Here is a 26,479-nt window from a genome sequence, read left to right on the forward strand (position 1 = left end):
CCAGCTCCCCCGGAACCTGAGGGTTGCCCCTCTACCTTGTAATCGACATCAACCCGTTCTGAGTTCCCGGGTACCTTGACCGTTTCAACTTTCACCACCTTCAAGTAACCAAGTCGCTCAAGGCGAACTTTAGATTGCTCAATAAGAGCCGAAGAAGCTAAAGCGGACTCCATTTGGCGCAACTCTCGCCGCAAAACTTCATCTGCCGTGCGAGTGTTTCCACGAAAAGTAATACGCCTAACGTAGGTGCGCTTGCCAGGGTCAATAAAGAAAGTGATTTTTACCGTGTTCTCTTCTTTATTGGCTTCTGGAATACCGTTTACTTCGGCAAAAGCGTAACCCTTATTGCCCAAACGCTTGGAAATATAGTCTGAAGTCGTTGTCATCCTGACCTGGGAGAACGTCTGCCCTTCACGCACTAGCAGCAAGCGCTTAATTTCTTCCTCTGGAACGACTGGGTCTCCAGCAAGTTCTACTTCACTAACAGTGTAAACATCACCCTCAATCACGTTAACAGTGATGAAAACACTCTTCTTGTCCGGCCCAAGAGATACTTGGGTAGAGTCGATCTGGAAGTCGAGATATCCGCGATCGAGATAATAAGATTCAAGACGCTCCAGGTCACCAGTGAGCTTCTCACGGGAGTACTTATCATCACTGCGCAACCAAGAGAGCCAGCCAGTGGTTTTAAGCTCAAAAATTTCTCCGAGCTCTTGATCTGAAAAGACGCGATTCCCTACGATGTTGATATGTTTAATCGCAGCAACGGTCCCTTCCTCGACAATAACCTTCAATTCAACCTGATTGCGTGGTAACTCTTTAACTTCTGCTTGGACGCTAGCGCCATAGCGCCCCTGTGCCACATACTGGCGCTCAAACTCCTGGGTCAACCCTTTGAGGGTCGAGCGCTTTAAAATCTGTCCCTCGGCCAGACCGTAATCCTTCAGCGCCTTTAGCAGATCTTCCGAGGCAATCGCCTTGTTTCCTGATATATCTATCTTAGATATGGCTGGCCGCTCTCTCACGTTAACAACTAGAACGCTACTTTCACGACCGATCTGAATATCCTCAAAATAACCGGTTTGAAACAGTTCTCGGGTCGCCCCCTGAATATCCGCAAGCTCAATTTCATCGCCAACACGCACCGGAAGAGCTGAAAAAACGGTGCCTGCAGAAACACGCTGCAAACCTTCTACACGAATATCGCTGAGAACGAATGACTGAGCTAAAGCGCTGAGAGGCAGCACCAAGCCCAGGGATATCGCTAACAGCCAATATTTCATACTAATTCCGAACCGCTTCTGATAAGAGCAGAGGTTCCCAAGGTAACCGGCACCATGCTCACTCTAAAAATCTATTCACTCCAAACGCCATAGGAAAATGCACTCCAGGAGGCTACAAACGTAAAATATCGTTATAAAGAGCCAACCCCATAATACAAAGCACTAAGGCCATACCTACTTGTAAACCGATCACCTGCACTCTCTCAGACACAGGAGAACCCTTGACCGCCTCAATACCGTAGTAGAGAAGGTGACCACCATCGAGTACCGGAATGGGTAACAGATTGAGTACACCGAGACTGATACTAAGCAGAGCTAAAAGCGACAGGAAAGACTGCCACCCCCTCTCTGCGGAAGTACCCGCCACTTTAGCAATGGTGATGGGGCCACTCAAGTTTTTGGTCGAAAGTTGACCAAAAATCAATTTCTTCAAGCTGTTCAGAGTGAACAGTGTTTTGTCCCAAGTCTCTTGCACCCCCTGAGAAAGAGCGCCAGCTACACCGTAGTGGAAAACTCGTACGCGATCCTCGGGCCAGCGCTCGGTGACGGGCTGTACGCCGATCTGGCCGACACGCTCACCACTGTCGAGCGTCACCTGCGCCGGCGTAACCGGCAGGGTCAACCGTTGCCCCTGTCGTTCAACTTCCACCTGAAGGGGCTCGCCTGCACGAGCGCGCACATACTGACTCCACTCTTCCCAACCGGAAAAAATTCGCCCGTCGGTAGCCACAATCTTATCGCCCGCACGCAGCCCCGCTGCACTAGCAGCGCTACCCTCCACAACCTTATGCAACGTCATACTAATGGGCGGCGTCCAGAGACCGAGGCCAATCTCCCCCAATGGGTCAGGGACTTCCTGGCCTGCGAGCCAACGGTCGATATCAGCCGCCATATGATATTCGAGGTTAGAGTCCGGGTAGCGCACTGAGAATTCTATAGAGCCACTGTCCCCCAAACGGTTAGCCAAGCGCCAGTTGAGGGCTTGCCAAGTGGGTGTAGCTTCGCCATCCACCGCGATAATTTCCTGCCCGGACTCCAATCCCGCAGCTTCAGCAATACTTCCAGGCTTGACGGAATCTACGACAGGCACCGGACCCGCCGTGCCCCCCATAAAGACAATCCAAAACAGTACAATTGCCAACAGGAAGTTAGCTGCGGGACCCGCTGCAGCAATCGCCATACGCGCCCAAACACTCTTTCGGTTAAATGCCTGATTCAGCTCGTGAGCGGCGACAGGCCCCTCCCGCTCATCTAGCATTTTTACATAGCCACCAAGGGGAATTGCTGAGATAGCAAACTCAGTGCCGTGCCGGTCATAGCGAGAGAAAAGGCGGCGGCCAAAGCCGACAGAAAAGCGCAGCACCTTGACCCCACAGAGCCGCGCTACGAGAAAGTGTCCAAACTCGTGGAAGGAAACCAGTATACCGAGGGCTACCAAGGCCCAGATTACCGTCTGAATCAGATCCATACTCAGTTACAGTCTCTTTTCATGCGCAAACACCGGCATTATATGCCCAGCAGCAAAATTAAAGGGCCCCAACAGCTTGTTGGGCCAGCTCCCGCGCATTGAGATCAATGGCTTCGACTACGTCCAGCCCTGTCAGTTCAACGGTGGGAGTGCTATTCATTACTTTTTCTATAGCCGCAGCAATACTAGTAAATGCCAACCGTCCTTGTAAAAACGCCTCTACAGCCACCTCATTGGCCGCATTCAATACCGTGGGAGCACTGCCGCCGGCATTCATAGCTTCGCGTGCCAGACGCAGGCAGGGGAATCGCTGATAATTTGGCGCTTCAAAATCCAGGCGGCCCTGCGCTATCAGGTCGAGTGCAGGAACCCCAGCATCTATGCGGATGGGAAAGGCCAGTGCGTGAGCGATGGGGGTGCGCATATCTGGATTACCCATCTGTGCCAACAGGGAGCCATCCCGATATTGCACCATGGAATGCACAATACTCTGTGGGTGCACGACCACTTCTATTTGCTCTGGGCTGGCGCTGAACAAATAACAGGCCTCAATAAACTCCAACCCCTTATTCATCATGGTGGCCGAATCTACTGAAATTTTCCGTCCCATCGACCAATTGGGGTGTGCGCAAGCTTCCTCGGGGGTCACTCGATGTAAATCACCGGCTAGGCGTGTGCGGAAAGGGCCGCCGGAACCGGTTAGCAAGATTTTTTCCACTCCCGCCCCCTCCAAGCTGCCAAACGGCTGGGGCAGACACTGGAAAATGGCATTGTGCTCGCTGTCAATTGGCAGTAATTGGGCACCTCCTGCCCGCAAAGCTTGCAGGAAAACTGGGCCGGCCATCACCAGAGCCTCTTTATTCGCAAGCAACACTTTCTTCCCAGCTTCAACTGCTGCTAAAGTTGGACGCAGCCCAGCTGCACCGACAATTGCCGCCATAACCACATCCACTTCATTCGCAGAAGCAACTTGGCATAGCCCTTCCAAACCCCAAAGGACTTCAGTAGAAACTTCCTCCCCCAGCATACTGCGCAATTGATCGGCCCCCTCTTCACCAGCCACCACCGCAAAGCGAGGGTTATATTGACGACACTGCTGGGCCAGCTCAGCGATACGCTCGCGAGCTGTCAGGGCATAGATGGTATAGCGCTGGGGGTGGCGGGAAAGCACATCGAGTGTGCTTACACCAATAGAGCCCGTAGAACCTAGGACAGTGACGACTTGTGGAGATTGCCTTTGCATAAGTGCTCGACTTACCTACGAAACTTCTTGTAACTCGACCAAAGCACCGACAGACAATAGCGGCGCAGGTCACAAGTACTGGATATAAATTGAAGTGTGGCGTACCCGTTATAAGTACTTAGGCAGCTCACTAGCGAGGGCCGCCATGGTGAAAACCGGTAAAGCCGCAGTGAGACTATCCAGCCGATCCATAACACCGCCATGCCCTGGCAGAATATGACTACTGTCTTTGATACCCCGGTGCCGCTTGAACATACTCTCCAGCAGGTCGCCAATGACTGAGGCAAGCGCAGTTACCAGTACACCAAAAGAGAACAGCACAGTATTTTTCAGAGGAAGATCAAACAGATAGGAAGTAACCAGTGCGAGTATCAAGCAGGCTCCCAAACCGCCAAAAAAACCCTCCCAGGATTTGCCGGGACTCACTTCGCGGGCCAACTTGCGCTTTCCGAACTTGCGCCCGACAAAATAAGCGCCCACATCGGCAGCGACAACAATAGCGACGACATACAATACCAGCCAGGCCCCGTGATCGAGCCCACGCAAAACCACCAGCGACAACCAGCTGGGCACCAGAACCACTAGCCCAATCAGTCCACGTACCCAACGATTGCCCCACAGCGAGGCACTGGCGGGGTAGCTCTGGACCCAGTGAAAAGCAAGCGCCCACCAACCGCAGGCTACTGCCAGGATTTGACGGGCCCGATCAATATCCGGGGATCCGAAATCCATGGAAAAAACATATTCCGCGGTGAATACCAGGGTTCCGCCCAGTGCGGCGAGAAAGACAAAACGCAGTGCGCGATTGAGGTTGGAAAGATTGGCCCACTCCCAACCACCGAGCAAAATCACGGCTACGAAAATCAGTGTGTACCATTGAATTGGTAGCAGGAACAAAACTCCAGCGAAAAGTACCAGCAATACCAGCGCAGTAATTATTCTTTGTTTAAGCACCGAAAACCCCTTTCATCTGGACCTACACTCAGCCTACTATCGCACAGCAAGCCTGAACGCCCCGGTGTAATATTCCTAAAAATTATTCGCGGACAAAAAAATGGCCGCGCATTTGGCCCGATCCCCGTCAGGCCTGCACAGCCGTGCCATCACCTTCAGCGCGCCCACCGAATCGCCGGTCGCGCTGTTGAAATGCTTTTATCGCCTCATCAAGGGCGCTTTCATCAAAATCCGGCCAGAGCGTATCGGTAAAAAATAACTCGCTATAGGCGGCCTGCCAGAGAATAAAGTTACTAATACGCTGCTCGCCACTGGATCTTATCAATAGATCCACCGATGGCAAATCCGCGAGCTGTATATGGCTTTCAACCGCATCCTCATCAATGGAGTCGAGGGACCGCTGGCCATTGACCACCTCTTCGGCAAGCTGCTTTGCCGCCTGGGCAATATCCCAGCGACCGCCATAGTCCGCAGCAATAACCAGGTCGCCCTGAGTACAGCCTCGGGTAATCTCTTCCGCTTCCGCAATGGCGCGCTGCAAGCGAGGCGAAAAACGATCCCTGCGCCCTACCACTCTCAGGCGCACGCCTTCATCACGCATACGCCTAGCTTCTTTGCGCAGATAGGAGTGAAACAGCGTCATTAGCAGCTCCACTTCCTTAGGAGGGCGCTGCCAATTTTCGCTGGAAAAAGCGAACAATGTCAGCACCTCTACACCGCGACTCCTACACGCAGACAGGAGATCGCGTATGCGCTCAACTCCAGCCTTGTGCCCAGCCGAGGGCGAGAGCCCTCTGCGGGCGGCCCAGCGCCCATTACCATCCATAATAATGGCGATATGTCGGGGGACTGGGGAGCTCAAGCTGGTACCACTATTACCCATTAAATTTCCATCAGATCTTTTTCTTTAGCTGTGAGCGCCTTATCGACATCCGCTACAAACTGATCTGTAATTTTCTGAACATCATCACCTGCACGACGCTCATCGTCCTCGGAGATCTCCTTATCCTTGACCAAAGATTTCACCTCAGCCAGCGCATCGCGACGAATATTTCGGATAGACACACGCGCAGTCTCAGCCTCACCGCGAGCCTGACGAATAAAGTTCTTGCGAGTCTCTTCGGTCAGCATAGGCATCGGTATACGAATAACCGCACCCGCTGTGCTTGGGTTGAGGCCCAGATCCGATTTCATAATCGCCTTTTCGATGTCTGGAACCAGGTTTTTCTCCCAGGGAGTCACCGATAAGGTGCGCGCATCCTCAACTGTGACATTGGCAACCTGAGATAGTGGAGTATCTGAACCGTAATAGGAAACATGAATACCGTCGAGAATACTCGGATGCGCACGGCCGGTGCGAATTTTATTGAAATTATTGGCCAGTGCGTCGAGCGCCTTGCTCATGCGAGTCTTAGCGTCTTTTTTGATATCTTCAATCACGATTTCACTTCCTCTTCGATTAGCGTGCCTTCCTCGCCGCCCACGACAATATTGAGCAGCGCACCGGTTTTATCCATACGGAACACCCGAACGGGCATATTGTGCTCGCGGCAGAGGCAGATCGCAGTCAAATCCATCACGCCAAGTTTTTTATCGAGCACTTCGTCATAAGTCAGCTGGTCATAGCGGGTTGCGGTAGGGTCCAGTACCGGATCAGCCGAGTAAACACCGTCTACCTTGGTGGCTTTTAGCACCAACTCAGCCTCAATTTCAATACCGCGCAGGCAGGCTGCAGAATCTGTGGTAAAAAATGGGTTGCCGGTACCCGCAGCAAAAATCAGTACCTCACCGCGCTCCAAGTAGCGAATGGCCGCGCGGCGGTCATAGTGGTCCACAATTCCGCTCATCTGAATAGAGGACATGACCCGCGAGGAGATATTGGACCTTTCCAGCGCATCTCGCAGGGCCAGGGCATTCATTACCGTAGCCAGCATTCCCATATGATCGCCGGTCACGCGATCGAGTCCAGCTGCACTCAGGGCCGCGCCGCGAAACAAATTGCCGCCGCCCACAACTAATCCAACCTGAACGCCGATACCTACCAGCTGGCCAATCTCCAGGGCCATTTTGTCCAGCACTTTAGGGCTGATACCAAAACCCTGATCACCCATCAGCTCTTCGCCGCTGAGTTTCAACAGAATTCTTTTATATTTGCGGTCTTTAATACCGGGCATTCTTCGGTCCTCTCAAATGTACCTGTTTAGTGGCCAAGTATTGCCGCCGAACATTACAACACTTTCAGTCATTTACACAGAGGGGTGCCCCGCTGTAAGCACATAGGCTCCAGCGAAGGCACCCCACCGCGAGTGAGCGCACAGGGCACCCACTATTATCAATTAAGAAGAGGACTTAACCTGTGCGGCCACTTCTGCAGCGAAGTCCACCTCTTCTTTCTCGATACCTTCGCCCACTTCAAAACGAACGAAAGAAGTTACGTCAGCGCCGGCATCTTTAACCAGCTTGCCAATGCTCACGTCAGGATTCTTAACGAAAGGCTGCTCGACCAAGCTGTTCTCTTTCAGGAACTTCTTGATACGGCCACCCATCATTTTCTCAACGATCTCAGCGGGCTTGCCTTCCATATCCGGCTGCGCCTTGATGATGTCCTTCTCTTTTTCCAGAACATCAGCAGGCATATCTTCAGGCTTATTCACCTGGGGATTTACCGCGGTTACGTGCATAGCAACGTCTTTCGCCAGCTCAACCTCACCAGCGCTCAGAGCTACCAGGGCGGCGATACGATTATTGGAGTGTACGTAGGCACCTACAACCGGAGCCTCAACCAGCTGGATTCGACGCACGCCGATGTTCTCACCGATTTTCTGAACCAGTGCTTCGCGAGCAGTTTCCAGATCACCTTCCATCAGGGCGGCTACGTCCTGCTGTCGCTCAGCAAATGCCTTATCGACAACCTTGGCAACAAAAGCCTGGAAGTTTTCATCGCGGGCAACGAAGTCAGTCTCAGAGTTCACTTCAACCAACACACCGTAGCTGCCGTCCTCGGCTACTTTTGCAGCGACAACGCCGTCTGCAGCGGTGCGGCCAGCTTTTTTAGCAGCCTTCAGGCCGGAGGCTTTGCGCAGGTCTTCGATCGCTTTCTCGATATCGCCATCCGCTGCGGTAAGTGCTTTCTTACACTCCATCATCGGCAGGCCAGTACGCTCGCGCAGTTCTTTTACCATTGACGCGGTAATCGCCATGATTTTTTCCTCGGGGTTCTGTCACTAAAAATTAGAAAAAAGGGGCCGTAATTCGGGCCCCTTTTTAAGTTCGCAATGTAACGCTACTCCGTCACACCACTTAGCCCTGCAAATTACTCTGCAGCAGCTTCGTCATCGCTAGCTTCGACGTACTCGTCTTTGTTCACCGCGCTGCCAGCTTCCGCTGCACCGGCGAGCACCGCGTCAGCTGCAACAGTGGTGTACAGCTTGATTGCACGGATAGCGTCGTCGTTACCGGGAATTACATAGTCAACACCAGCGGGATCGCTATTGGTATCGACAACACCGATTACCGGAATACCAAGCTTGTTAGCTTCCTGGATGGCGATGCGCTCGTGCTCAACGTCGATTACGAAAATCGCGTCGGGCAGGCCGCCCATGTCTTTGATACCACCGATGGAGCGGTCAAGCTTTTCCATCATACGGGTGCGCATCAGAGCTTCTTTTTTGGTCAGCTTTTCGAAAGTGCCATCTTGAGACTGGGCTTCCAGCTCACGGAAACGCTTGATGGACGCGCGGATGGTTTTGTAGTTGGTGAGCATACCGCCCAGCCAGCGATTGCTGACGAAGGGCTGGCCACAGCGCTCAGCCTGCTCTTTGATAGATTTCTGTGCAGCACGCTTGGTGCCAACGAACAGAATCTTTTTCTTTTGAGCAGCCATCCCCTTGATCACCTGCAGGGCTTCGTTGAAGGCCGGTACAGTGTGCTCCAGGTTGATGATGTGAATCTTGTTGCGGGCACCAAAGATGAATTGACCCATCTTCGGGTTCCAGTAGCGGGTCTGGTGGCCAAAGTGAACACCAGCCTGCAGCATATCGCGCATGCTTACTTGCGGCATAATAAACCTCTATATATACGGGTTAGTCCTCCACACATCCCATGCGTCAACCCCTATCGAGGCACCCAGACACATGTGTCGATGCGTGTGCGGCATTTTTACCCCGGAAGCATTCCGGAGCGGCGCGCTTTATACCACAATCGCACAGCTGAGTGAAGGACACGGACAAATATGGTGCGAATGAGTGCGCCGATTCGCTCGCTGAATAGTGTCAAGCCCTGACGCTATGCCCCACCACCGGCAATCCGCTACAATGCCCGCCTTCACAGATAGACTTAAGGACACGCATGACCTCAGCCATAAAGACGCCGGAACAAATTGCCAAAATGCGCACCGCGGGCCGCCTCGCCGCAGAGGTCCTGGAAATGATTGGCGAATATGTGGTCCCTGGTGTCACAACGGAAGAACTGGACCGCCGCTGCCACGACCATATTGTCAATGTGCAGAAAGCCATTCCCGCCTGCCTCGGCTATCGAGGCTTCCCAAAGTCCATTTGCACCTCGGTCAATGAAGTGGTCTGCCACGGAATACCCTCTGAAAGCAAAGTCCTCAAAAAGGGCGACATCATTAATATTGACGTCACCGTGATCAAGGATGGATGGTACGGCGACACCAGCAAGATGTTCTTTGTCGGCAAGCCCGCTGCACACGCCGAGCGACTGGTGCGCGTAACCCAAGAATGCATGTACAAGGCTATTGAGATAGTGCGCCCGGGTACCAGCCTCGGTGATATTGGCCATGTGATCCAGCAGCATGCCGAAAAGAATTACTACTCCGTCGTACGCGACTTCTGCGGTCACGGTATCGGCGATGTCTTCCACGAAGAACCTCAGATATTGCACTACGGCCAGCCCGGAACTGGCGAAGTTTTGCAGGAGGGCATGACCTTCACTATTGAGCCGATGATCAATGCCGGCAAAGCCGCAACCCGCGTTCTCGGCGACGGCTGGACGGCAGTCACCAAGGACCGCCGTCTATCGGCGCAGTGGGAGCACACCATGGTGGTCACCAGCAACGGGGTTGAGGTACTGACCGCACGCGGTGAGGAAAAGTTTTAATCGCAAACTCTCCCCGCTCCAATTAAAGATGCACAGTCCCGCTGCCGCGCGGCGGGACACCTCCAAACGGACTTCTGTCATGCAGCCGGCCAATATCCCTTACTTCGAGCGCCCCCTGTTCTTCTTCGATCAAACCCGCTTTCGCCGGGACTTGGCTTCCCGTGAAAAACCGCCCTTGCAAGTATTTAAAGATGCGATTGGCGCTGCCGAGCACCAGATGGCTGAACGTTTTCGCGAAGGGGAAGATGTGGCCACCCTCGTGCATGAGCGCGCCTTATTCATCGACTGCCTGTTGCACTACGCCTGGCATCAGTACAGCTGGAGACCGGGCGCCAGCTTGCTGGCCGTCGGAGGCTATGGGCGCGGGGAGCTACACCCCCATTCCGATATCGACCTGCTGATCCTCACCGAAGAACGGGCCGATGATGAAACAGTCGACAACATAGAGCGCCTCATTACTTTCCTCTGGGATTTGGGCTTGGAGATCGGTCACTCAGTGCGCAACGTAAAAGAGTGCCTGGCGCTGGCCGCCGAGGACATCACCGTCATCACCAATCTCACCGAGTCCCGTACTGTGGTGGGTGATAGCAAACCCGGCGAACGGCTTGCGGCCGGGATGGAGGGGGGCAAGCTCTGGTCCACCGAGGACTTCTTCAAAGCCAAGCTGGCGGAACAGGATGAGCGCCACAACCGCCAGCAGGCGGCAGAGTACATTCTCGAACCCAATATCAAAAACGCACCCGGCGGGCTGCGCGATATCCAGACTATCTCTTGGGTAGCGAAGTACTTCTTCCGGGTGCGCACACTCAGACAGTTGCAGGGCAAAGCCTTTTTCACTGAGGAAGAATTCGCCATCCTGCAGTCCGGCGAAAGCTTCCTTTGGCGTGTGCGCTACGGCCTTCACCTGCTTGCCGGACGCGCCGAGGAGCGACTGCTGTTCGACTACCAGAGGGAGCTAGCCAAACAATTTGGCTATGAAGACAGCGACACCCAACTGGCAGTTGAGCAATTTATGCACAACTACTATCGCATCGTAATGGCCCTACGCGAGCTTAACGATGTACTGCTGCAGTATTTGGGCGAGGTGATCCAACAAGGGGGTGAACAGGCTATCACCCCCATCAATGAGCGCTTCCAACTGCGCGGCGGCGCGATTGAAGCCGCCTATCCGCAGGTGTTTAATCAGCACCCCTCTGCGCTATTGGAAATCTTTGTATTGATGGCCAGGCACCCGCAGATTACCCGGGTGCGTGCCTCAACTATCCGCCTGATCCGGGAACACCGCCACTTGATCGATGAGCGCTTTCGCGCGGACTCCGCCAACAGCGAGCTGTTTATGGAACTGCTGCTTTCTGCGCGCGGACTCTCCACACAGCTGTCGCGCATGACCCGCTACGGTATTCTCGGGCGCTACCTGCCAGAATTCGGCCGCGTTACCGGGCAAATGCAGCACGATCTCTTCCATATCTACACTGTGGACGCCCACACCCTGCAGGTGGTACGCAATATGCGCAGTTTTCGCGGCCCCGAAGCACGGGAGAAATTCCCGATCGCCGCGGAGATCCTCGAGCGGTTGCGCCAGCCGGAGCTGCTGTATATTGCCGGTCTCTACCACGATATCGCAAAAGGTCGCGGCGGCGACCACTCGAAGCTGGGCGTGGTGGACGCCGCCGAATTCTGCCAGCGCCACCAACTGCCGGCACGCGACCGCCGCCTGGTGTGCTGGCTGGTGGAAAAGCATCTATTGATGAGCCAGGTATCTCAAAAACAGGACATCAGCGACCCGGAGGTGGTGCATGCCTTCGCCCGCGAGGTGGGCGACCGCGAACACCTGGATTACCTCTACGCCCTCACAGTAGCCGATATCAACGCCACCAACCCAGAGCTTTGGAACAGCTGGCGCGCCAGCCTGATGCGCCAACTCTACCAGGCCACCCAACACGCCCTGCGCCGCGGTTTGGAGAATCCCGTCGATCGGGAGGAAATCATCGAGGAGACCCGCAGCCTGGCACTGGAAAAGCTGAACACCCTCGGTCTACCAGAGGCCTCCATAGAAAATATCTGGGCGCAAATGGGCGAGGACTACTTTGTACGCGAGAGCGCCGACAACATCGTTTGGCACACCGCGGCCATCCATGAGCTGCACAGCAACAGCCCGCTGCTGCCGAGCGACACCCTGGTACTAACGCGCAACTCGGGCCCCGGTGAGCACGATGGCGCCACCCAGGTTTTCGTCTATACCCCCGACCGCGCCAATGTGTTCGCCGCCGCAGTCACCGGACTCGATATGCTCAACCTGAACGTGCACGACGCGCGCCTTTACAGTTCGGCTTCAGGTTACACCCTGGATACTTTTTATGTACTGGATGAATCTGGACAGCCCCTGCTCGACGAACCCCAGCGCCTGCAGCAAATTCGCGAAACCCTACAAGAGGAGCTGGAACTGGTGGAGGATTACTCCAAGGTGATCCAACGTCGCACCCCGAGGCGCCTAAAGATGTTTTCACTGGAGAGCCGCGCGCACCTATCCACAGAACCGGGAGATCAGTACAGCACGCTGGAAATCACCAGTGCTGATAGACCGGGCCTGCTGGCCCTGATTGCACGCACCTTTGTCACACACGATCTGCGCCTGCACAATGCCAAGATCTCCACTCTCGGGGAGCGCGTGGAGGATATTTTCCATATCACCGACGCCGAGGGGCGCGCGCTCTGCAATGCCGAGACCAACCACGCTTTGGAGCAGGCCATTTGCCGGGAGCTGGATGACCACACAGCGCCGTAATATCACCAATGACGAGCAGATAAGAACGCCATGAATCCAAACCTGGACAAGCTGCAGCCCTACCCTTTTTCCAAGTTACAAGCACTGAAAGCGGGCCTGCAGCCGGCGAACAAACCCCATATCGCCCTCTCCATCGGCGAACCGAAACACGAGCCGCCCAAATTCGTACAGAGAGCGCTAGTCGCGCACCTGGATAAAATCTCCGCCTACCCGCTCACCATAGGCCTTGAACCCCTGCGCCAGGCAATTGCCGATTGGCTGTGCGCCCGTTACCAACTCAAACAGGTGAGTGCCAATTCCCAGGTGCTGCCAGTAAACGGCACCCGCGAAGCGTTATTCGCCTTCGCACAGGCCACGGTCACGCCGGGTAGTAAAGTACTGATGCCCAACCCCTTCTACCAGATTTACGAGGGAGCGGCCCTGCTCGCCGGCGCCGAGCCGCACTTTATCAACTGCCTCGCTGACAATAGTTTCAAACCGGACTTCAACTCAGTGCCCGAATCGGTATGGCAGCAGTGTGAACTGCTCTACCTGTGTTCACCGGGCAATCCCACCGGTGCCCTGCTAGAGATTGACGATTTGCAATTACTCATCGAACTTGCAGACCGCTACGACTTCACCATCGCCTCGGATGAGTGCTACTCGGAACTCTATTTCGATGAGAGCGCGCCGCCGGCCGGGCTGCTGCAAGCCTGCGAGCAAATGGGCCGCAGCGACTATCGCCGCTGTGTGGTTTTTCACAGCCTGTCGAAGCGCTCCAATTTGGCCGGGCTGCGCTCCGGGTTTGTTGCCGGCGACGCTCAGCTGCTGGAGAAATTCCTGCTCTATCGCACCTACCACGGCTGCGCAATGCCACTGCCCAACCAATACGCCTCTATTACCGCCTGGCAAGATGAAGAGCACGTACACGAAAATCGCGCACTCTACCGACAAAAGTTCGACGCGGTGCTCGATATTCTCGACGGCTGCTTAGAAGTACAAAAACCACAGGCCAGCTTTTACCTGTGGCCGCGAGTCGGCAACGGGGAGGAGTTCGCCAGAGAGCTATACCGCCAGCAAAATATCACGGTTTTGCCAGGCTCTTTCCTCGCCCGCAATAGCGAGGGAGTAAATCCAGGCAGCGAGTATGTACGCATGGCCCTGGTGGCCACATTGGAAGAATGCATAGAGGCTGCAGAGCGCATCAAGGAATTTTGCCGGCAAACCTGACAGACGAACTAATCCAACAGACACCGTAACCCAGGAGCCCCCCAGGCACAGACGAGAATGGCAGTAAAAAATTTACTCAAGCAAGAGCGCGTGGATTTTATTCTACAGCGCCTGGAAGAACTCTATCCGCAGACCCCGATTCCGCTCGATCACAAAGACTCCTACACCTTGTTAGTCGCCGTACTACTCTCGGCGCAGTGTACCGATGAGCGCGTAAACCAGATCACCCCCGCCCTCTGGCAGTTGGCCGACAACCCGGAGGATATGGCTCTAGTACCCGTGGAGGATATTCAAGCGGTTATCCGCCCCTGCGGTTTATCACCGCAAAAATCCAAAGCCATCAGCAAGCTGTCACAAATTCTCGTCAACGAATACCACAGTAAAGTGCCGGAAAATATGGCCGCCCTGGAAACCCTGCCCGGCGTCGGCCACAAGACCGCAAGTGTGGTAATGTCCCAGGCATTTGGTCACCCGGCCTTCCCTGTGGACACCCATATTCACCGCCTGGCGCAGCGCTGGGGACTCACCAGCGGTAAAAATGTCACCCAGACCGAGAAAGATCTAAAAAGGCTATTCCCCAGAGAAAAGTGGAATAAATTGCACCTGCAGATTATTTTTTATGGCCGCGAGTACTGCTCGGCACGCGGCTGCGACGGCACAGTCTGCGAAATCTGCACCACCTGCTATCCCAACCGCAAAAACCCCAAGAAAACCAAAAAGGCGTAACTGTGATTACTCTGTACGGCATTAAAAACTGCGACACCGTAAAAAAAGCCCGCAAATGGCTGGAAAAGAATGGGGTCGACTATCAGTTTCACGATTTCCGTGAAGACGGCATGGACAATGTGCCCCTAAAAGCCTGGCTGAATAAATTTGGCTGGCAGGAAGTGCTGAATCGCCGCTCCACCAGTTGGCGCGCCCTGAGCGAAGCACAGAAAAACGCAATGGACAACGCCAGCGCTTTGACCCTGGCCATCGAGACCCCCACCCTGATCAAGCGTCCAGTGACCACCTCAGACGGCACTACTCGCTTTGGCTTTAAAGAGCAAGAATTCGCCGCGCTTACCGGCCAAGCTAACTAGGAGAAAAATATGAGCGATATCTACAGCATTGGATTCGGCGTTGGCACCTGTAATAGCAAGGGCGACTGGCTTGAAGTCTTCTATCCAAAACCGCTGTTCAAACCCAGTGCAGAAATAGCCAAAGCGGTGACCGAGACCCTACATATCGAAAGCGGCAACCACAGCCTGCCTCTCGACGCGACCCTGCTCCACAGCCTCACTGAAAAACTGCACAGTGCCGGGGCGGGCGAACAGGCGGAGATCCTACAGCAGTTCGCCAACAGCCACCGACCTCTGGTAGTGGCCGTACTTTCCAGCGACGAGGCGCCACAGACAGTACCTGAAGCCTATTTAAAATTACATTTGCTTTCCCACCGGCTGGTGAAACCTCACGAAACGAATCTCGAAGGTATCTTCGGCAAACTGGTCAATGTGGCCTGGACCAATCAGGGCGCGATCGACCTGGAAGAACTGCCACAGCGCCAACTGGAAGCGCGCCTGAACGGAGAGCACTTGGAAGTTGCCTGTGTCGACAAATTTCCCAAGATGACCAACTACGTGGTGCCCACGGGCGTGCGTATCGCCCACACCGCGCGTGTGCGTCTCGGCGCCTATCTCGGTGAGGGCACCACGATCATGCATGAGGGCTTCGTCAACTTTAACGCGGGCACCGAGGGACCGGGCATGATCGAAGGCCGCATCTCGGCCGGCGTTTTTGTCGGTGCTGGCTCCGATCTGGGTGGCAGCAGCTCCACCATGGGTACTCTCTCCGGCGGCGGAAACATAGTGATTTCCGTGGGCGACAACTGCCTGCTAGGTGCCAACGCCGGTATCGGCATCCCCCTGGGGGATCGCTGCACCGTGGAAGCGGGTTTATATATCACCGCTGGGACCAAAGTGGCCCTACTGGACGACAGCGGCAAACTGGTCGAATACATCAAAGCACGCGAATTGGCCGGAAAGTCCGACCTCCTGTTCCGCAGAAATTCCACCAATGGCGCCGTTGAATGTTTAACGAATAAGAGTGCCATTGAGTTGAATGCAGCTCTGCACAGCAATTAAAACCTGACCCTGCGGGGCCCCGGCCCCGCCCGCTCTCCATCTGCATAAATTCCGATAACAACGCACCTGATCAACTAAAAGGATTATTCCGTGACCCCCACACTGCAACTGGCCTTTGAGCTTATCCGCCGTCGCTCCGTAACCCCCGAGGACGCAGGCTGTATGGATCAGATGATTGAGCGGCTGGAAAAAATTGGGTTCAAGGTGACAAAGTTGCGCCGTGGCGATACCGATAATTTTTGGGCGGTGCGCAACGGGCAAAGCAAAGGCCCTCTACTTGCCTTTGCCGGTCACACCGATGTCGTGCCGAGCGGGCCGGAGGAAAACTGGAGCAGCCCCCCCTTCGAACCCGAAATCCGCGATGGCTTTCTGTATGGTCGCGGCGCGGCCGATATGAAGGGTTCACTGGCAGCAATGGTGGTGGCCTGCGAGGAGTTTATCCAGCAACACTCTGATCACAGAGGTCGCATCGCCTTTTTGATCACCAGCGACGAAGAGGGGCCGGCAATCAACGGCACAGTCAAAGTCGTTGAGTGGCTTGAGGAGCAGGGAGAAAAAATAGACTGCTGTATTGTCGGTGAGCCCTCCAGCAGCGAGCGCGTCGGCGATATTATCAAGAATGGAAGACGCGGCTCCCTGGGCCTTGAATTAAAAGTCTTCGGTGTACAGGGACATGTGGCCTATCCACATCTGGCGGAAAACCCAATTCATAATTTGGCCCCAGCTCTCGCTGAACTGGCCGCAGAAGAGTGGGATCAGGGCAACCAATTTTTCCCAGCCACCAGCTTCCAAGTTTCCAACATCAACGGAGGTACAGGAGCAACCAATGTGATTCCCGGTGAGATGGATCTGCTCTGTAACTGGCGCTTTTCTACAGAATCCACCGCCGAAGAACTGGAGGCCCGTGCCCGAGCAATCCTGGATAAGTACAACTTAAAATATGAAGCGAACTTTAATTTGTCCGGGCACCCCTTCCTCACTGCCGAGGGTCCACTGGTCCACGCTGCAGAGCAAGCGATTCAAAAAATCACAGGAAAGGAAACAGAATTATCGACGGCCGGAGGCACTTCCGATGGCCGCTTTATCGCTCCAACAGGAGCGCAGGTAGTGGAACTGGGGCCGGTCAATGCCACTATTCACAAAGTTAATGAGAGAGTCAAAGCCGACGATTTGGATATACTTCAGGAAATCTATCGGGAAGTACTTAGGGAGCTTCTAACCTGAGCTTACTGCCTCAGACGATAATTATTTATTAATTGCACGGACTATCCCACTAAATACACGGATCGGCTTATTCGCCTCCTAACCAACTGCCTCTGCGGTATGCTCCTTCCGATAACAAAATGGAGGAGCCCGCAGATCATGAACAGACTATTGAAAATAGCCGCGGCGATATTAATCGCCAGTCCTGCCCTCGCTGAAGAGCAACCCACTAACTTCAGCTATGAGGATGTATTCAATCTCGAGTATGCCAGCGACCCTCAGTTCAGTAACGACGGAAAGAGTATTTACTACGTCCGCAACTCCATGAACAAAATGGCGGACAACAAGCGGGCAAACCTGTGGCGCATCAGTGCCGACGGCAAGGACCACCGCCCACTGACCTCAGGAGATTACTCTGATTATTCGCCGCGCCTATCCCCGGACGGTAAAACAATTGCCTTTATCAGTTCCCGCAGCGGCAGCCCCCAGATACACCTATTGTGGCTCGACAACGGCCAAAATCTGCAGATCTCCCACCTGCCAAAATCCCCTTCAAATATTCAGTGGTCACGAGACAGCAAACAAATTGCCTTCACCATGTTTGTGCCCGAGAGCAAACCGCTCCCGGTTGAACTACCCGGTGCCCCCGAGGGCGCCGAGTGGGCAAAACCACCCCAGTTTATCGACCGCAGTATTTATCGAGCGGACGGCATGGGTTATCTCAAGCAGGGGCACACCCAGGTATTTGTCATCCCCCGTGAGGGCGGCACGCCGCGTCAGCTTACCAGCGGTGAGTTCGATCACGGCAGTAGTCTCGCCTGGAGTAAAAACAACGACGCTATTTACTTTTCTGCAAACCGCCACCCCGATCACGAAATCGAATTGATGAACTCTGAAATTTATAGAGTCAATCTCAAGGATCGCGACATCGAGCAGATCACCGAAAGATTCGGGCCCGATCACCATCCGCAGATTTCCCCCGATGGTAAAAAGCTTGCCTACCTGGGATTCGAGGATCAACGGCTCGGGTACCAACAACACAGCCTGCGTATCATCGATCTCGACAGCGGCAAGTCCCGCAAAGTCCAAACCGCTAAAGACCGCAGCATCTCCAGCTTCGACTGGCTCGGCGACAGCAAACGTATCGCTTACAGCTACGACGATCAGGGCTCCACAAAAATTGCCATTAAAAAAATTGGTGGCAGTGATACTGTAGTCGCCAGTGATGCTGGCGGTCTATCGCTTGGGCGGCCCTACTCGGGCACTCACTTTGCCACATCCAAACGCGGAGCTATTGCTTACACGCAAACCAATCCGCAACATCCGGCAGAGCTGGCTTTGGCTCACAACGGCAAAGTAAAAGCGCTGACCAGCCTCAATAACGATGTGATGCCGCTGCGCAATATGGCCCGCGTGGAGGAGATCAATTACAAGTCCAGTTTTGATGGCCGCGATATACAAGGCTGGGTCGCCTACCCGCCCAATTTCGACCCGAAGAAAAAATATCCCCTGCTGTTGGAAATTCACGGCGGGCCCTTCTCTAACTATGGCCCCCGGTTTGCCGCCGAGGTGCAACTTTTTGCCGCCGCCGGCTATGTAGTTCTCTACACAAACCCACGGGGCTCCACCAGCTACGGGCATGAATTTGCCAACCTGATTCATCACAATTACCCGAGCCAGGATTACGACGATTTAATGGCCGGCGTCGATGCAGTAATCGACCAAGGTTATATCGATGAGGGACAATTATTCGTTACCGGCGGCAGCGGCGGCGGCACCCTAACGGCCTGGATTATAGGCAAAACTGACCGATTCCGCGCAGCAGTAGTTGCCAAACCGGTAATCAACTGGGAGAGCTTCGTTTTAACTGCAGATTACTCCAGGTTCTTTACCAAATACTGGTTCTCAGGCATGCCCTGGGAAAAGCCGGAGGAATATCGTCGCCGCTCACCGCTGACTTATGTGGGCAATGTCACTACGCCAACCATGCTGCTTACCGGAGAGGAGGACTACCGCACACCGATGTCCGAAACAGAGCAGTTTTACCAGGCACTGAAGTTGAACGATGTGGAAGCTGCAATGGTACGAATTCCAGGCGCCTCTCATAGTATTGCCGCAAGACCCAGCCAGATGATTGCGAAAACGGCTTCTATTTTGTACTGGTTTGATCAGCATAAGTCTGAGCGGGAGAGTGAGGACTTAGTAAGTAACTAAATTGTACTTCCTGTATTTTTAGCTACGGGCGGGATCCAAGAGTCCGCCCGACTAGTTTCTTTAGCTAACATCGTAGCGCATAATTAGTTTGCTGAAAAACAAGGACAGTACTAATGCACAAGTTAATTGTATTTTTAGTTTTCTTTTGGACTTCTCAGGCCTTTGGTACTCAAGTGCCTCTTTCAGATTTGGTACGCCATACAAATATCCAAGAAATAAAAATATCACCTGCTGGTACTCACATTGCGGTCAAAAGACTGCACAAAGGCAAGAGAGTACTTGTTTTCATGTCGCTCAACCCACTTGACATAACCGGTGTTTTGAATTTATGGGGAGATATGGAAGTAGGAAATTTCTACTGGGCGAATGATGAAAGAGTTGTTGCAGAGATATGGTCTCGTAGAGGTGCGCTAGAAAGTCCAGTGTCCTATGGTAATCTTTGGGCTATCAATTACGATGGAAAACGCGGGAAAAATATATTTGGATACTTAGCAGGTGAAAGACAGCTGGGAACTCGCATCCCTAAAGCTAAATCAACAAATGCTCACGCCACGATAATAGACCCCCTTCCTCACAAAAAGAATGAAATCCTAGTATCCACTACCCCTTGGGTAAGGGATCGGGAAACTGCGGGAGAAGTTCTGAGGATTAACATTTACAGTGGTGTAAAGAAAAAAGTCGCCGGGCTTCCGCAGGCCTCTGGAAGAGCCTACACAGATAGAAGAGGTAATCTGTCTTTTGCTACAGGAACAGATAAAAACAATAATTATCAGCTCTACAAGAAAGCAGAGGATGGCTGGACTAGAATAGAAGATAAAACTCTAGCCCAGGGTAGACCGGTTGGAATAGACCATGACAACAATGAATTTTACTTTGTGATTGACCGCCCCCAGAAAACAGAGCAACTAGTAAAACTCAATCCAGAAACAAACAACCTAACTAATGTATTTAGTCATGAAATCACTGACATTAACGGCATTATTTATAGCCCTGACAAAAAGCCAATAGGTGTATACCTACACCCTACCTACCCTACCGAACATTTTTTTGATGAAGGCAATAGCTTTGCAGCTTATTTTCGCGGCATCAAGAAAGCTTTCGAAGGGTATAGGGTCAGGTTTACCAGTTTCACCTCGGATGGCACCAAAGGAATCTTAGAGGTTTACGGTGACCGGCTTCCTGGGGATTACTTTTTAGTTAACATAAAAACAAAAAAGATTGATTTTATTGCCTCTTCCTCTAAATGGTTAGATCCACTTGAATTAAACCCCATGCTGGCTGACTTCTTCATTTCAGAAGATGAATTCCGGATAGGCACTTATCTAACCTTTCCTAAAAACTCAAAAGAGAAACTCCCAATGGTAGTTATACCACATGGAGGCCCCCATTCTCGTGATTATTGGAAATACAACCAGAAAGCTCAGATACTTTCCCAGAATGGCTACTTAGTCCTTCAGGTTAACTTTCGCGGTTCAACAGGCTACGGCGACCACTTTTATACTGCTGGAGAACGAGAGTGGGGAGGAAAAATTCAAAAGGACATAGCCGACGCCGTTCACTGGGCTATAGAAAAAGGTTATGCAGACCCAGAGAGAGTTTGCATTTACGGTGCCAGCTTTGGGGGCTACTCCGCCCTAATGAATCCGATCAGATACCCAGGCTTGTATAAGTGTGCCGCAGGCTATGTGGGTGTTTATAATCTGGAGATGATGTACAAGAAGGGGGACATCAAGCGTCGCGATAGGGGACTAGCCTACCTTAAAAGGGAGCTGAGTAAAGATAAGAACTTCCTTAAGGAAAACTCCCCAATCCACAATACTGACAAACTCAATATTCCCTTATTTATCATACATGGCAGGCTTGACGAACGAGCCCCCATTGAACATGCCGAGGAGCTATTAGAAAAACTTGAAAAAGAAGGGAAGCCTGCAAAAAGCCTTATTGTCGCCAATGAAGGGCACGGGTTTTATAGCGAGGAAAACAATATGAGACTTTATACAGAACTGCTAGCTTTTCTTGATAAGCATATCGGTGTTGGGTCAGTAGAAAAACAGCCAGCTGTAAATCAGTAATAAGCTAATACCACCCCAGACTTTCCAGCACCAGTTGAGCTATCAACTGGTGCTTTCACAAAGAAACGATCTTTTAATGAAGCTGCCCTGGAGTTTCTGAGAGTTCCTCGACGAGACTCACTGGCTCGTCTAAGCCATGTGACAGTACAAAATAATAAATGACCTGCATCTGCCCGTGGATTTCTGTCATCAGATCGAAGTTAAACTCTCCCCTTTCCCCTGGGCCCACTTGTACAGAAGCAATATGTGAGGGCTCGATAAAAAATTCCGCTACCGGGCGTTTGCCGCGCATCACTTGTACAAGCAGTGTGCGGGTATCCTCCTCTGCAAAGCGCCAGTAGTAGTCATCATCATCGTAAACGACGCTCTCCGGGGTGCCGGCCCGAAGTATGCAGTTGGGATGCTCGGCCAACCAGGGCCAGAACTCATTAAAGGAGATCGTCTGTGGCATGAAGATTTAGTCATCCAGCTCGACGACACTGGCGGCACCGCCAGCGAGAGTAAACTCATCAGCGATTTGTTTGCACCAGAGGTTGAGACGCTCGGCAGTCATTTCTTCCTGCTGGTCTTCATCAATAGCGAGGCCCATAAATTTGCCCTCGCCCTCGATCTCCGCTTTAGAGGCCTCAAACTCATAGCCTTCGGTCGACCACAAACCAACAATGGCCGCCCCTCGACCGACAATCACATCATGTAGCATGCCCATCGCATCCAGGAAGTAATCGCCGTAACCGAACTGGTCGCCCAGGCCAAACAGGGCCACCGTCTTGCCGCTGAAGTCGATTTCCTGCACATCCTCCCAGAACTCCTCCCAGTCGGATTGTATCTGGCCGAAATCCCAGGTGGGAATACCAAAAATCAGCTGCTCGTAGTTGGCAATGTCCAACTGTGTGACATCGGCTATATCAAACAGGTCCACCCGCTCCTCACCCAGGCGGGCGCGGATGCGCAGGGCTACAGATTCGGTATTGCCTTCGTCACTGCCATAAAACAAGCCGATTTTGCTCACAGTCATTCCTCTTCGCCCAATCCGGGCCACACTAGATACCTATTGGCGGGGCGGCGTATTCTCCCAGCAAAGGCAGGGCACGGCAAGCTGACCAAGTCTGTACCTCCGCACAAAAAAGCCCCCATAATTGTGGGGGCAAAGGGTTATGAACCGACCGGGCCTCTGGGGAAGGGGGCGCCCGGTGGATCGCACAAGGAGTCTGCGATTTGGGGATATCAGCTCTCTGTAGCGCGGCGCTCAAGGCGTTCTTCACGCCACTTCATGCGGCGCTCTTTGCGTTGCTCTTTCATCTTTTCAAATTTTGCTTTCTGCTCATCCGTGAGGATCGCTTCGAACTGCTGGCGCAGTTGGAAGTGGTTCTGCATTTTTTGCACCTGCAACTTGCCCAATTCGGTCCCGAGCTGGTCTAGGGTGCCCTGGTCTGCACCGCTCTCCAGGGCGGTATGGATTTGCTTGCGCAGCTCTTGTAACTGCTGGCGCTGGGCATTCCTGCTTTCGCTATTGCTGTCTCTGTTAGCCTTCAACTGCGCTTTCTGGCCCTCAGTCAGTTCCAGCTTGCGCGCCATATGTTCAAATCCGCGCTTGTGATGGCCGTCCTCAGCGCCAAACGCCATAGTAGCTACAGGGGCAGCCATTACTCCGGCCAGGGCCAGGCTACTCAGCACCAGTTTCCAGTTTTTCATCACTCCGTCCTCACGTTTGTATTCAGTGATTTCATAGTAAGTCGGGCCTGTGTAAACAGGGGCAAACCGCAGTAAACATTTGTTAAGAACGGTAAAAAGCCTGCAGAGCTGTGATAACTAGCGCCAACGCTTTGCATATAATGGCCCCACAGCAATTGAGAGAACATCATGAGCCGCATCCTTCTAATCGACGACGACACAGAATTAACCGATCTGCTGAGGGAGTACCTCACCGGAGAGGGCTTTGATGTAACTGCCGCCAACGACGGTGGCCGCGGATTGGAGTTGGCCCAGAGCCAGCCCTTTGATGCCCTGGTGTTAGATGTGATGCTACCGGTGCACAATGGCTTTGATGTACTGCGCAAGCTGCGCGAGGAGGCTTCTTCCACCAGTCGCTCCCTGCCAGTCATCATGTTGACCGCCAAAGGGGACACCGTAGACCGAATCGTGGGCCTGGAAATGGGTGCCGACGACTACTTACCCAAACCCTGTAATCCCCGCGAGTTGGCGGCGCGCCTGCGCGCAATCTTGCGTCGCGGTAGAGTTGAGGTAGAAAATGACGACGACAGCCTTAGCAGCGGCCCGTTACGCCTGCTACCAACCGAGCATCAGGCCTATTGGAGTGACCAGGTCCTATCCCTGACAGGGGCCGAATTTTCTGTGCTCAAGGTGTTAGTTCAAAGCGCTGGGGATGTAGTGGGCAAAGAGGTACTCACCGAGAATGCCCTGGGGCGTAAACTGATGCCCTACGACCGCTCCATCGATGTACATGTCAGCAACATTCGCAAGAAGCTCGCGGACAAAGGCGCCAGCCGCGACCTGATTATCAATATCCGCGGCGCCGGTTATATGCTCACCCAGGCCAAGCAGTAGGTAGTATCAAAATGCGCAGCCTCTTCTGGAAAATGTTTTTTGGCGCATGGATCACCGCCATGGTGATGGTGGTTGCCGCCATTTACATTACCCATTTTGGCGAATTTGGTGACCCCCGCCAGGAGGAGCGCTGGGAGGGGCCCGCACTGTTTCGAGAAGTCATGCGCAATATGCGTATCGCCCGCCGCCATGGGCCCGAGCAGTTTCAGCACTGGCTGGAGCGCGCACCCAAAAAGGTCAAGCGGCGGGTGTACGCAATAGATAGCGAAGGCAACGACCTGCTGGGGAGACCACTGCCACAGAACATGGCACCGCTGATCAATAGTCTCGACTACCGCAATCGCGAGGCCCATATGCTAGTGGATAACAAACCTACCGTTGGCTTCTTCCTGCCACTGCGCACAGGAGACCCTCTGCGTATTGCCCTGGTTGCCGGAGATAGTAAAGAGGGGCTGCTACTGCGATTCCTTTGGCGCAACTTCTGGCCCATGCTGCTGCTCTCTATGATTGCCTCGGGCGTCGCCTGTTACTGGCTGGCCAGCTACCTGAGCCGACCTTTAGAACAACTGCGCGCCGCCACCAAGCGTGTCGCCGCCGGAGGATTGGATTACCGGGTCGCCCCCAGCCTGCGCACCCGCAACGATGAATTGACCGACTTGGCACTGGACTTCGACTCCATGACCGCCCAGCTTCAGGAGTCCATGTCCGAACAGCGCCGCCTGATTAAAGATGTGTCCCACGAATTGCGCTCGCCCCTGGCGCGACTGCAGGTAGCCCTCGCGATCGCCCGCCAGAAGCAAGTTGTAGGGCTCGATACTGAACTGGATAAAATCGGCAAAGCGGCGGACTATCTCGAAGATATTATCGCCGACGTTCTCTCCTTGCCGGTCAGCAACCAGGAGCAGCGCCCACTGGATGACGTAGTAGAGCTCAACAGTTTACTCTCAGCGCTGATCGACGACCTGCAGATCGAAGCGACGGATAAACATCTCGGCTTTGATATGAGCGTCAGTGGCGAAGAACTGCTAGTCGCTACTCGCGGCAGCTCCCTGACCGCAGCGCTAGAGAATATCTTGCGCAATGCGATCAAATACAGCCCCAGCCACGGACTGGTGCGGGTACTGGTGCAGGAGTCCACAGACAATTGCAGCATCTCTGTAATCGACTCTGGCTCCGGTGTGGAAGAATCCGACCTAGAAGCCATATTCCGCCCCTTCTACCGCACGGACAGCGCCCGCACTCGCGAGAGTGGTGGTTTTGGCCTGGGACTGGCTATCGCCCAGCGCACGATATTGCATCACGGTGGCAGCATTACCGCGCGCAATCACCCCGGTGCCGGCCTCTGTGTCGAGATCAAGCTGCCACTTATCCATCTCAGCGACGATTAAACTGCAGAGGAGCTGCTATAACCTTGACTAGTGCCGGCTATTCGCCGGCAATCGGGGTCAGCGATCCCGAAAATAGCAAAGGGCCCCGCTATGCGCTGGATACTCTATATCTTCGTATTTCTGATACTACTGCTCCTAGCCGGTTATCTGTTTCCCCGTGAAGTCTCCTTGGAGCGCAGTATCTACATCGACAAACCACCCCAAACCATATTCCCCTACGTCAACGACTATCGAAAATTCAACAGCTGGTCCCCCTGGCGGCATATAGATCCCGCCATGGAATATAAATACAGCGGTCCAGAAACGGGGGTGGGGGCAACCATGAGTTGGCATGGCGAAAACTCCAATGAGGGCAGCGGAACCCAGACCATCATCGCCAGCACGCCGGACTCAACAGTACTCAACAAGCTTAATTTTGGTGACGGCAGTGAAGCCTCCGCGGAGTTCAGGTTAATGCCCCAAAACGGCGGCACCCAGGTTGTCTGGAGCTTTAATACCGATACCGGTGGCGGCCCAAGGGAGCGCTGGATGGGGCTGGCCATCAAAAAAATGGTGGGGGAGTCCTACGAACAAGGACTGGCAAAGCTCAAGCAACTGATGGAGTCCAGTACCAAAACCGAGGGAGCCAATAAGGAGGAGACTAATGACACCAGTAATTCGGTGTCCGATATTCCCTCCGATGTCGACGACGCCATGGGTGGTGGCCCTCAGGGCGTACAGTCTGAGATGCAGAATCAACAGCAAGAAGAGGCTGGAGAAACTCCTGAAAATGAAGAGCAAAAGGAGAACCAACCGTAGGCTAAAGCTAGCACCCAAGCACGAAAAAGCCCGCAGAATGCGGGCTTTTTCGTAAA

The 26,479-nt window shown here is 53.6% G+C and carries 23 protein-coding genes and 1 pseudogene; 12 read left to right on the forward strand and 12 right to left on the reverse strand.

Going from position 1 to position 26,479, the window contains the following annotated elements:
- Positions 1 to 5: 5 nt before the first annotated feature.
- From bamA to rpsB, 9 genes and pseudogenes are all read right to left on the reverse strand, one after another.
- Positions 6 to 1,283 (reverse strand): annotated as a pseudogene (bamA, locus tag ACJJJA_RS16615) (outer membrane protein assembly factor BamA); the annotation flags it as partial.
- A 112-nt stretch (positions 1,284 to 1,395) separates the two neighbouring features.
- Positions 1,396 to 2,751, reverse strand: a complete 1,356-nt coding sequence (gene rseP, locus ACJJJA_RS16620) for an RIP metalloprotease RseP (RefSeq protein ID WP_444884181.1) — start codon at positions 2,749 to 2,751, stop codon at positions 1,396 to 1,398.
- A gap of 58 nt (positions 2,752 to 2,809) precedes the next feature.
- Positions 2,810 to 3,994 (reverse strand): 1-deoxy-D-xylulose-5-phosphate reductoisomerase, encoded by a 1,185-nt coding sequence (gene ispC, locus ACJJJA_RS16625; RefSeq protein WP_444886825.1) that lies wholly within the window; start codon positions 3,992 to 3,994, stop codon positions 2,810 to 2,812.
- 108 nt (positions 3,995 to 4,102) lie between these two features.
- A complete protein-coding gene (locus tag ACJJJA_RS16630; RefSeq protein WP_252082663.1) occupies positions 4,103 to 4,948 on the reverse strand; it encodes a phosphatidate cytidylyltransferase in 846 nt (281 codons plus the stop codon).
- 127 nt (positions 4,949 to 5,075) lie between these two features.
- A complete protein-coding gene (gene uppS / locus ACJJJA_RS16635) occupies positions 5,076 to 5,831 on the reverse strand; it encodes a polyprenyl diphosphate synthase (RefSeq protein WP_444886826.1) in 756 nt (251 codons plus the stop codon).
- The gene (gene frr, locus ACJJJA_RS16640) at positions 5,831 to 6,388 is read right to left on the reverse strand and encodes a ribosome recycling factor (protein ID WP_444886827.1); all 558 of its coding nucleotides are present in this window, start codon (positions 6,386 to 6,388) and stop codon (positions 5,831 to 5,833) included. The genes uppS and frr overlap by 1 nt, the downstream gene beginning before the upstream one ends.
- Positions 6,385 to 7,122 carry a UMP kinase gene (pyrH, locus tag ACJJJA_RS16645; protein WP_152452478.1) on the reverse strand — a complete coding sequence of 246 codons (738 nt, stop codon included), beginning with the start codon at positions 7,120 to 7,122 and terminating at the stop codon, positions 6,385 to 6,387. Before pyrH ends, frr begins: the two co-directional genes overlap by 4 nt.
- Before the next feature lie 162 nt (positions 7,123 to 7,284).
- Positions 7,285 to 8,148, reverse strand: a complete 864-nt coding sequence (gene tsf / locus ACJJJA_RS16650; RefSeq protein ID WP_444900197.1) for a translation elongation factor Ts — start codon at positions 8,146 to 8,148, stop codon at positions 7,285 to 7,287.
- A gap of 113 nt (positions 8,149 to 8,261) precedes the next feature.
- The gene (gene rpsB, locus ACJJJA_RS16655; protein ID WP_252082670.1) at positions 8,262 to 9,008 is read right to left on the reverse strand and encodes a 30S ribosomal protein S2; all 747 of its coding nucleotides are present in this window, start codon (positions 9,006 to 9,008) and stop codon (positions 8,262 to 8,264) included.
- A gap of 287 nt (positions 9,009 to 9,295) precedes the next feature.
- On the opposite strand from rpsB, the gene map reads away from it, so the two are divergent.
- From map to ACJJJA_RS16700, 9 genes are all read left to right on the forward strand, one after another.
- Positions 9,296 to 10,066, forward strand: coding sequence for a type I methionyl aminopeptidase (map, locus tag ACJJJA_RS16660; protein WP_252082672.1), 771 nt, complete (start codon positions 9,296 to 9,298; stop codon positions 10,064 to 10,066).
- A gap of 79 nt (positions 10,067 to 10,145) precedes the next feature.
- Complete coding sequence (locus tag ACJJJA_RS16665; RefSeq protein WP_444902804.1) at positions 10,146 to 12,851, forward strand: [protein-PII] uridylyltransferase; 2,706 nt, start codon at positions 10,146 to 10,148, stop codon at positions 12,849 to 12,851.
- A gap of 30 nt (positions 12,852 to 12,881) precedes the next feature.
- Positions 12,882 to 14,060, forward strand: a complete 1,179-nt coding sequence (dapC, locus tag ACJJJA_RS16670; protein WP_444902805.1) for a succinyldiaminopimelate transaminase — start codon at positions 12,882 to 12,884, stop codon at positions 14,058 to 14,060.
- Positions 14,061 to 14,117: 57 nt separating this feature from the next.
- Positions 14,118 to 14,786: an endonuclease III gene (nth, locus tag ACJJJA_RS16675; RefSeq protein WP_252082677.1), complete on the forward strand. Its 669-nt coding sequence runs from the start codon at positions 14,118 to 14,120 to the stop codon at positions 14,784 to 14,786.
- A 2-nt stretch (positions 14,787 to 14,788) separates the two neighbouring features.
- Positions 14,789 to 15,142 carry an ArsC family reductase gene (locus ACJJJA_RS16680; protein ID WP_444902806.1) on the forward strand — a complete coding sequence of 118 codons (354 nt, stop codon included), beginning with the start codon at positions 14,789 to 14,791 and terminating at the stop codon, positions 15,140 to 15,142.
- Between the two features lie 9 nt (positions 15,143 to 15,151).
- Positions 15,152 to 16,183: a 2,3,4,5-tetrahydropyridine-2,6-dicarboxylate N-succinyltransferase gene (gene dapD / locus ACJJJA_RS16685; protein WP_252082679.1), complete on the forward strand. Its 1,032-nt coding sequence runs from the start codon at positions 15,152 to 15,154 to the stop codon at positions 16,181 to 16,183.
- Positions 16,184 to 16,273: 90 nt separating this feature from the next.
- Positions 16,274 to 17,407 carry a succinyl-diaminopimelate desuccinylase gene (gene dapE / locus ACJJJA_RS16690; RefSeq protein ID WP_444902807.1) on the forward strand — a complete coding sequence of 378 codons (1,134 nt, stop codon included), beginning with the start codon at positions 16,274 to 16,276 and terminating at the stop codon, positions 17,405 to 17,407.
- 138 nt (positions 17,408 to 17,545) lie between these two features.
- Positions 17,546 to 19,600 carry an alpha/beta hydrolase family protein gene (locus tag ACJJJA_RS16695; protein WP_444902808.1) on the forward strand — a complete coding sequence of 685 codons (2,055 nt, stop codon included), beginning with the start codon at positions 17,546 to 17,548 and terminating at the stop codon, positions 19,598 to 19,600.
- Positions 19,601 to 19,713: 113 nt separating this feature from the next.
- Positions 19,714 to 21,672, forward strand: coding sequence for an alpha/beta hydrolase family protein (locus ACJJJA_RS16700; RefSeq protein ID WP_444902809.1), 1,959 nt, complete (start codon positions 19,714 to 19,716; stop codon positions 21,670 to 21,672).
- 73 nt (positions 21,673 to 21,745) lie between these two features.
- On the opposite strand, the gene ACJJJA_RS16705 is transcribed toward ACJJJA_RS16700, so the two are convergent.
- The 3 genes from ACJJJA_RS16705 to ACJJJA_RS16715 form a co-directional block, all read right to left on the reverse strand.
- On the reverse strand, positions 21,746 to 22,123 hold the full coding sequence (locus ACJJJA_RS16705) for a hypothetical protein (RefSeq protein ID WP_444902810.1): 378 nt from the start codon (positions 22,121 to 22,123) through the stop codon (positions 21,746 to 21,748).
- 6 nt (positions 22,124 to 22,129) lie between these two features.
- A complete protein-coding gene (locus tag ACJJJA_RS16710) occupies positions 22,130 to 22,681 on the reverse strand; it encodes a flavodoxin (RefSeq protein WP_444905258.1) in 552 nt (183 codons plus the stop codon).
- Positions 22,682 to 22,896: 215 nt separating this feature from the next.
- Entirely contained in the window at positions 22,897 to 23,364 is a 468-nt protein-coding gene (locus ACJJJA_RS16715; RefSeq protein WP_444902811.1) for a Spy/CpxP family protein refolding chaperone, read from the reverse strand.
- A 168-nt stretch (positions 23,365 to 23,532) separates the two neighbouring features.
- On the opposite strand from ACJJJA_RS16715, the gene ACJJJA_RS16720 reads away from it, so the two are divergent.
- From ACJJJA_RS16720 to ACJJJA_RS16730, 3 genes are all read left to right on the forward strand, one after another.
- Positions 23,533 to 24,237: a response regulator gene (locus ACJJJA_RS16720; protein ID WP_444902812.1), complete on the forward strand. Its 705-nt coding sequence runs from the start codon at positions 23,533 to 23,535 to the stop codon at positions 24,235 to 24,237.
- Positions 24,238 to 24,248: 11 nt separating this feature from the next.
- The gene (locus tag ACJJJA_RS16725) at positions 24,249 to 25,625 is read left to right on the forward strand and encodes an ATP-binding protein (protein WP_444902813.1); all 1,377 of its coding nucleotides are present in this window, start codon (positions 24,249 to 24,251) and stop codon (positions 25,623 to 25,625) included.
- A 90-nt stretch (positions 25,626 to 25,715) separates the two neighbouring features.
- On the forward strand, positions 25,716 to 26,423 hold the full coding sequence (locus ACJJJA_RS16730; RefSeq protein WP_252082693.1) for an SRPBCC family protein: 708 nt from the start codon (positions 25,716 to 25,718) through the stop codon (positions 26,421 to 26,423).
- Positions 26,424 to 26,479 lie beyond the last annotated feature (56 nt).

Source organism: Microbulbifer mixtoriginis (SeqCode) (genome assembly GCF_052466865.1).

Bases quoted from the DNA above. Each gene is read 5' to 3' on its own strand.
- rseP (WP_444884181.1), bottom strand. From the start codon at position 2,751: ATGGATCTGATTCAGACGGTAATCTGGGCCTTGGTAGCCCTCGGTATA.
- ispC (WP_444886825.1), bottom strand. From the start codon at position 3,994: ATGCAAAGGCAATCTCCACAAGTCGTCACTGTCCTAGGTTCTACGGGC.
- uppS (WP_444886826.1), bottom strand. From the start codon at position 5,831: ATGGGTAATAGTGGTACCAGCTTGAGCTCCCCAGTCCCCCGACATATC.
- pyrH (WP_152452478.1), bottom strand. From the start codon at position 7,122: ATGCCCGGTATTAAAGACCGCAAATATAAAAGAATTCTGTTGAAACTC.
- tsf (WP_444900197.1), bottom strand. From the start codon at position 8,148: ATGGCGATTACCGCGTCAATGGTAAAAGAACTGCGCGAGCGTACTGGC.
- rpsB (WP_252082670.1), bottom strand. From the start codon at position 9,008: ATGCCGCAAGTAAGCATGCGCGATATGCTGCAGGCTGGTGTTCACTTT.
- map (WP_252082672.1), top strand. From the start codon at position 9,296: ATGACCTCAGCCATAAAGACGCCGGAACAAATTGCCAAAATGCGCACC.
- ACJJJA_RS16665 (WP_444902804.1), top strand. From the start codon at position 10,146: ATGCAGCCGGCCAATATCCCTTACTTCGAGCGCCCCCTGTTCTTCTTC.
- dapC (WP_444902805.1), top strand. From the start codon at position 12,882: ATGAATCCAAACCTGGACAAGCTGCAGCCCTACCCTTTTTCCAAGTTA.
- nth (WP_252082677.1), top strand. From the start codon at position 14,118: ATGGCAGTAAAAAATTTACTCAAGCAAGAGCGCGTGGATTTTATTCTA.
- dapD (WP_252082679.1), top strand. From the start codon at position 15,152: ATGAGCGATATCTACAGCATTGGATTCGGCGTTGGCACCTGTAATAGC.
- ACJJJA_RS16695 (WP_444902808.1), top strand. From the start codon at position 17,546: ATGAACAGACTATTGAAAATAGCCGCGGCGATATTAATCGCCAGTCCT.
- ACJJJA_RS16700 (WP_444902809.1), top strand. From the start codon at position 19,714: ATGCACAAGTTAATTGTATTTTTAGTTTTCTTTTGGACTTCTCAGGCC.
- ACJJJA_RS16705 (WP_444902810.1), bottom strand. From the start codon at position 22,123: ATGCCACAGACGATCTCCTTTAATGAGTTCTGGCCCTGGTTGGCCGAG.
- ACJJJA_RS16715 (WP_444902811.1), bottom strand. From the start codon at position 23,364: ATGAAAAACTGGAAACTGGTGCTGAGTAGCCTGGCCCTGGCCGGAGTA.
- ACJJJA_RS16720 (WP_444902812.1), top strand. From the start codon at position 23,533: ATGAGCCGCATCCTTCTAATCGACGACGACACAGAATTAACCGATCTG.
- ACJJJA_RS16725 (WP_444902813.1), top strand. From the start codon at position 24,249: ATGCGCAGCCTCTTCTGGAAAATGTTTTTTGGCGCATGGATCACCGCC.
- ACJJJA_RS16730 (WP_252082693.1), top strand. From the start codon at position 25,716: ATGCGCTGGATACTCTATATCTTCGTATTTCTGATACTACTGCTCCTA.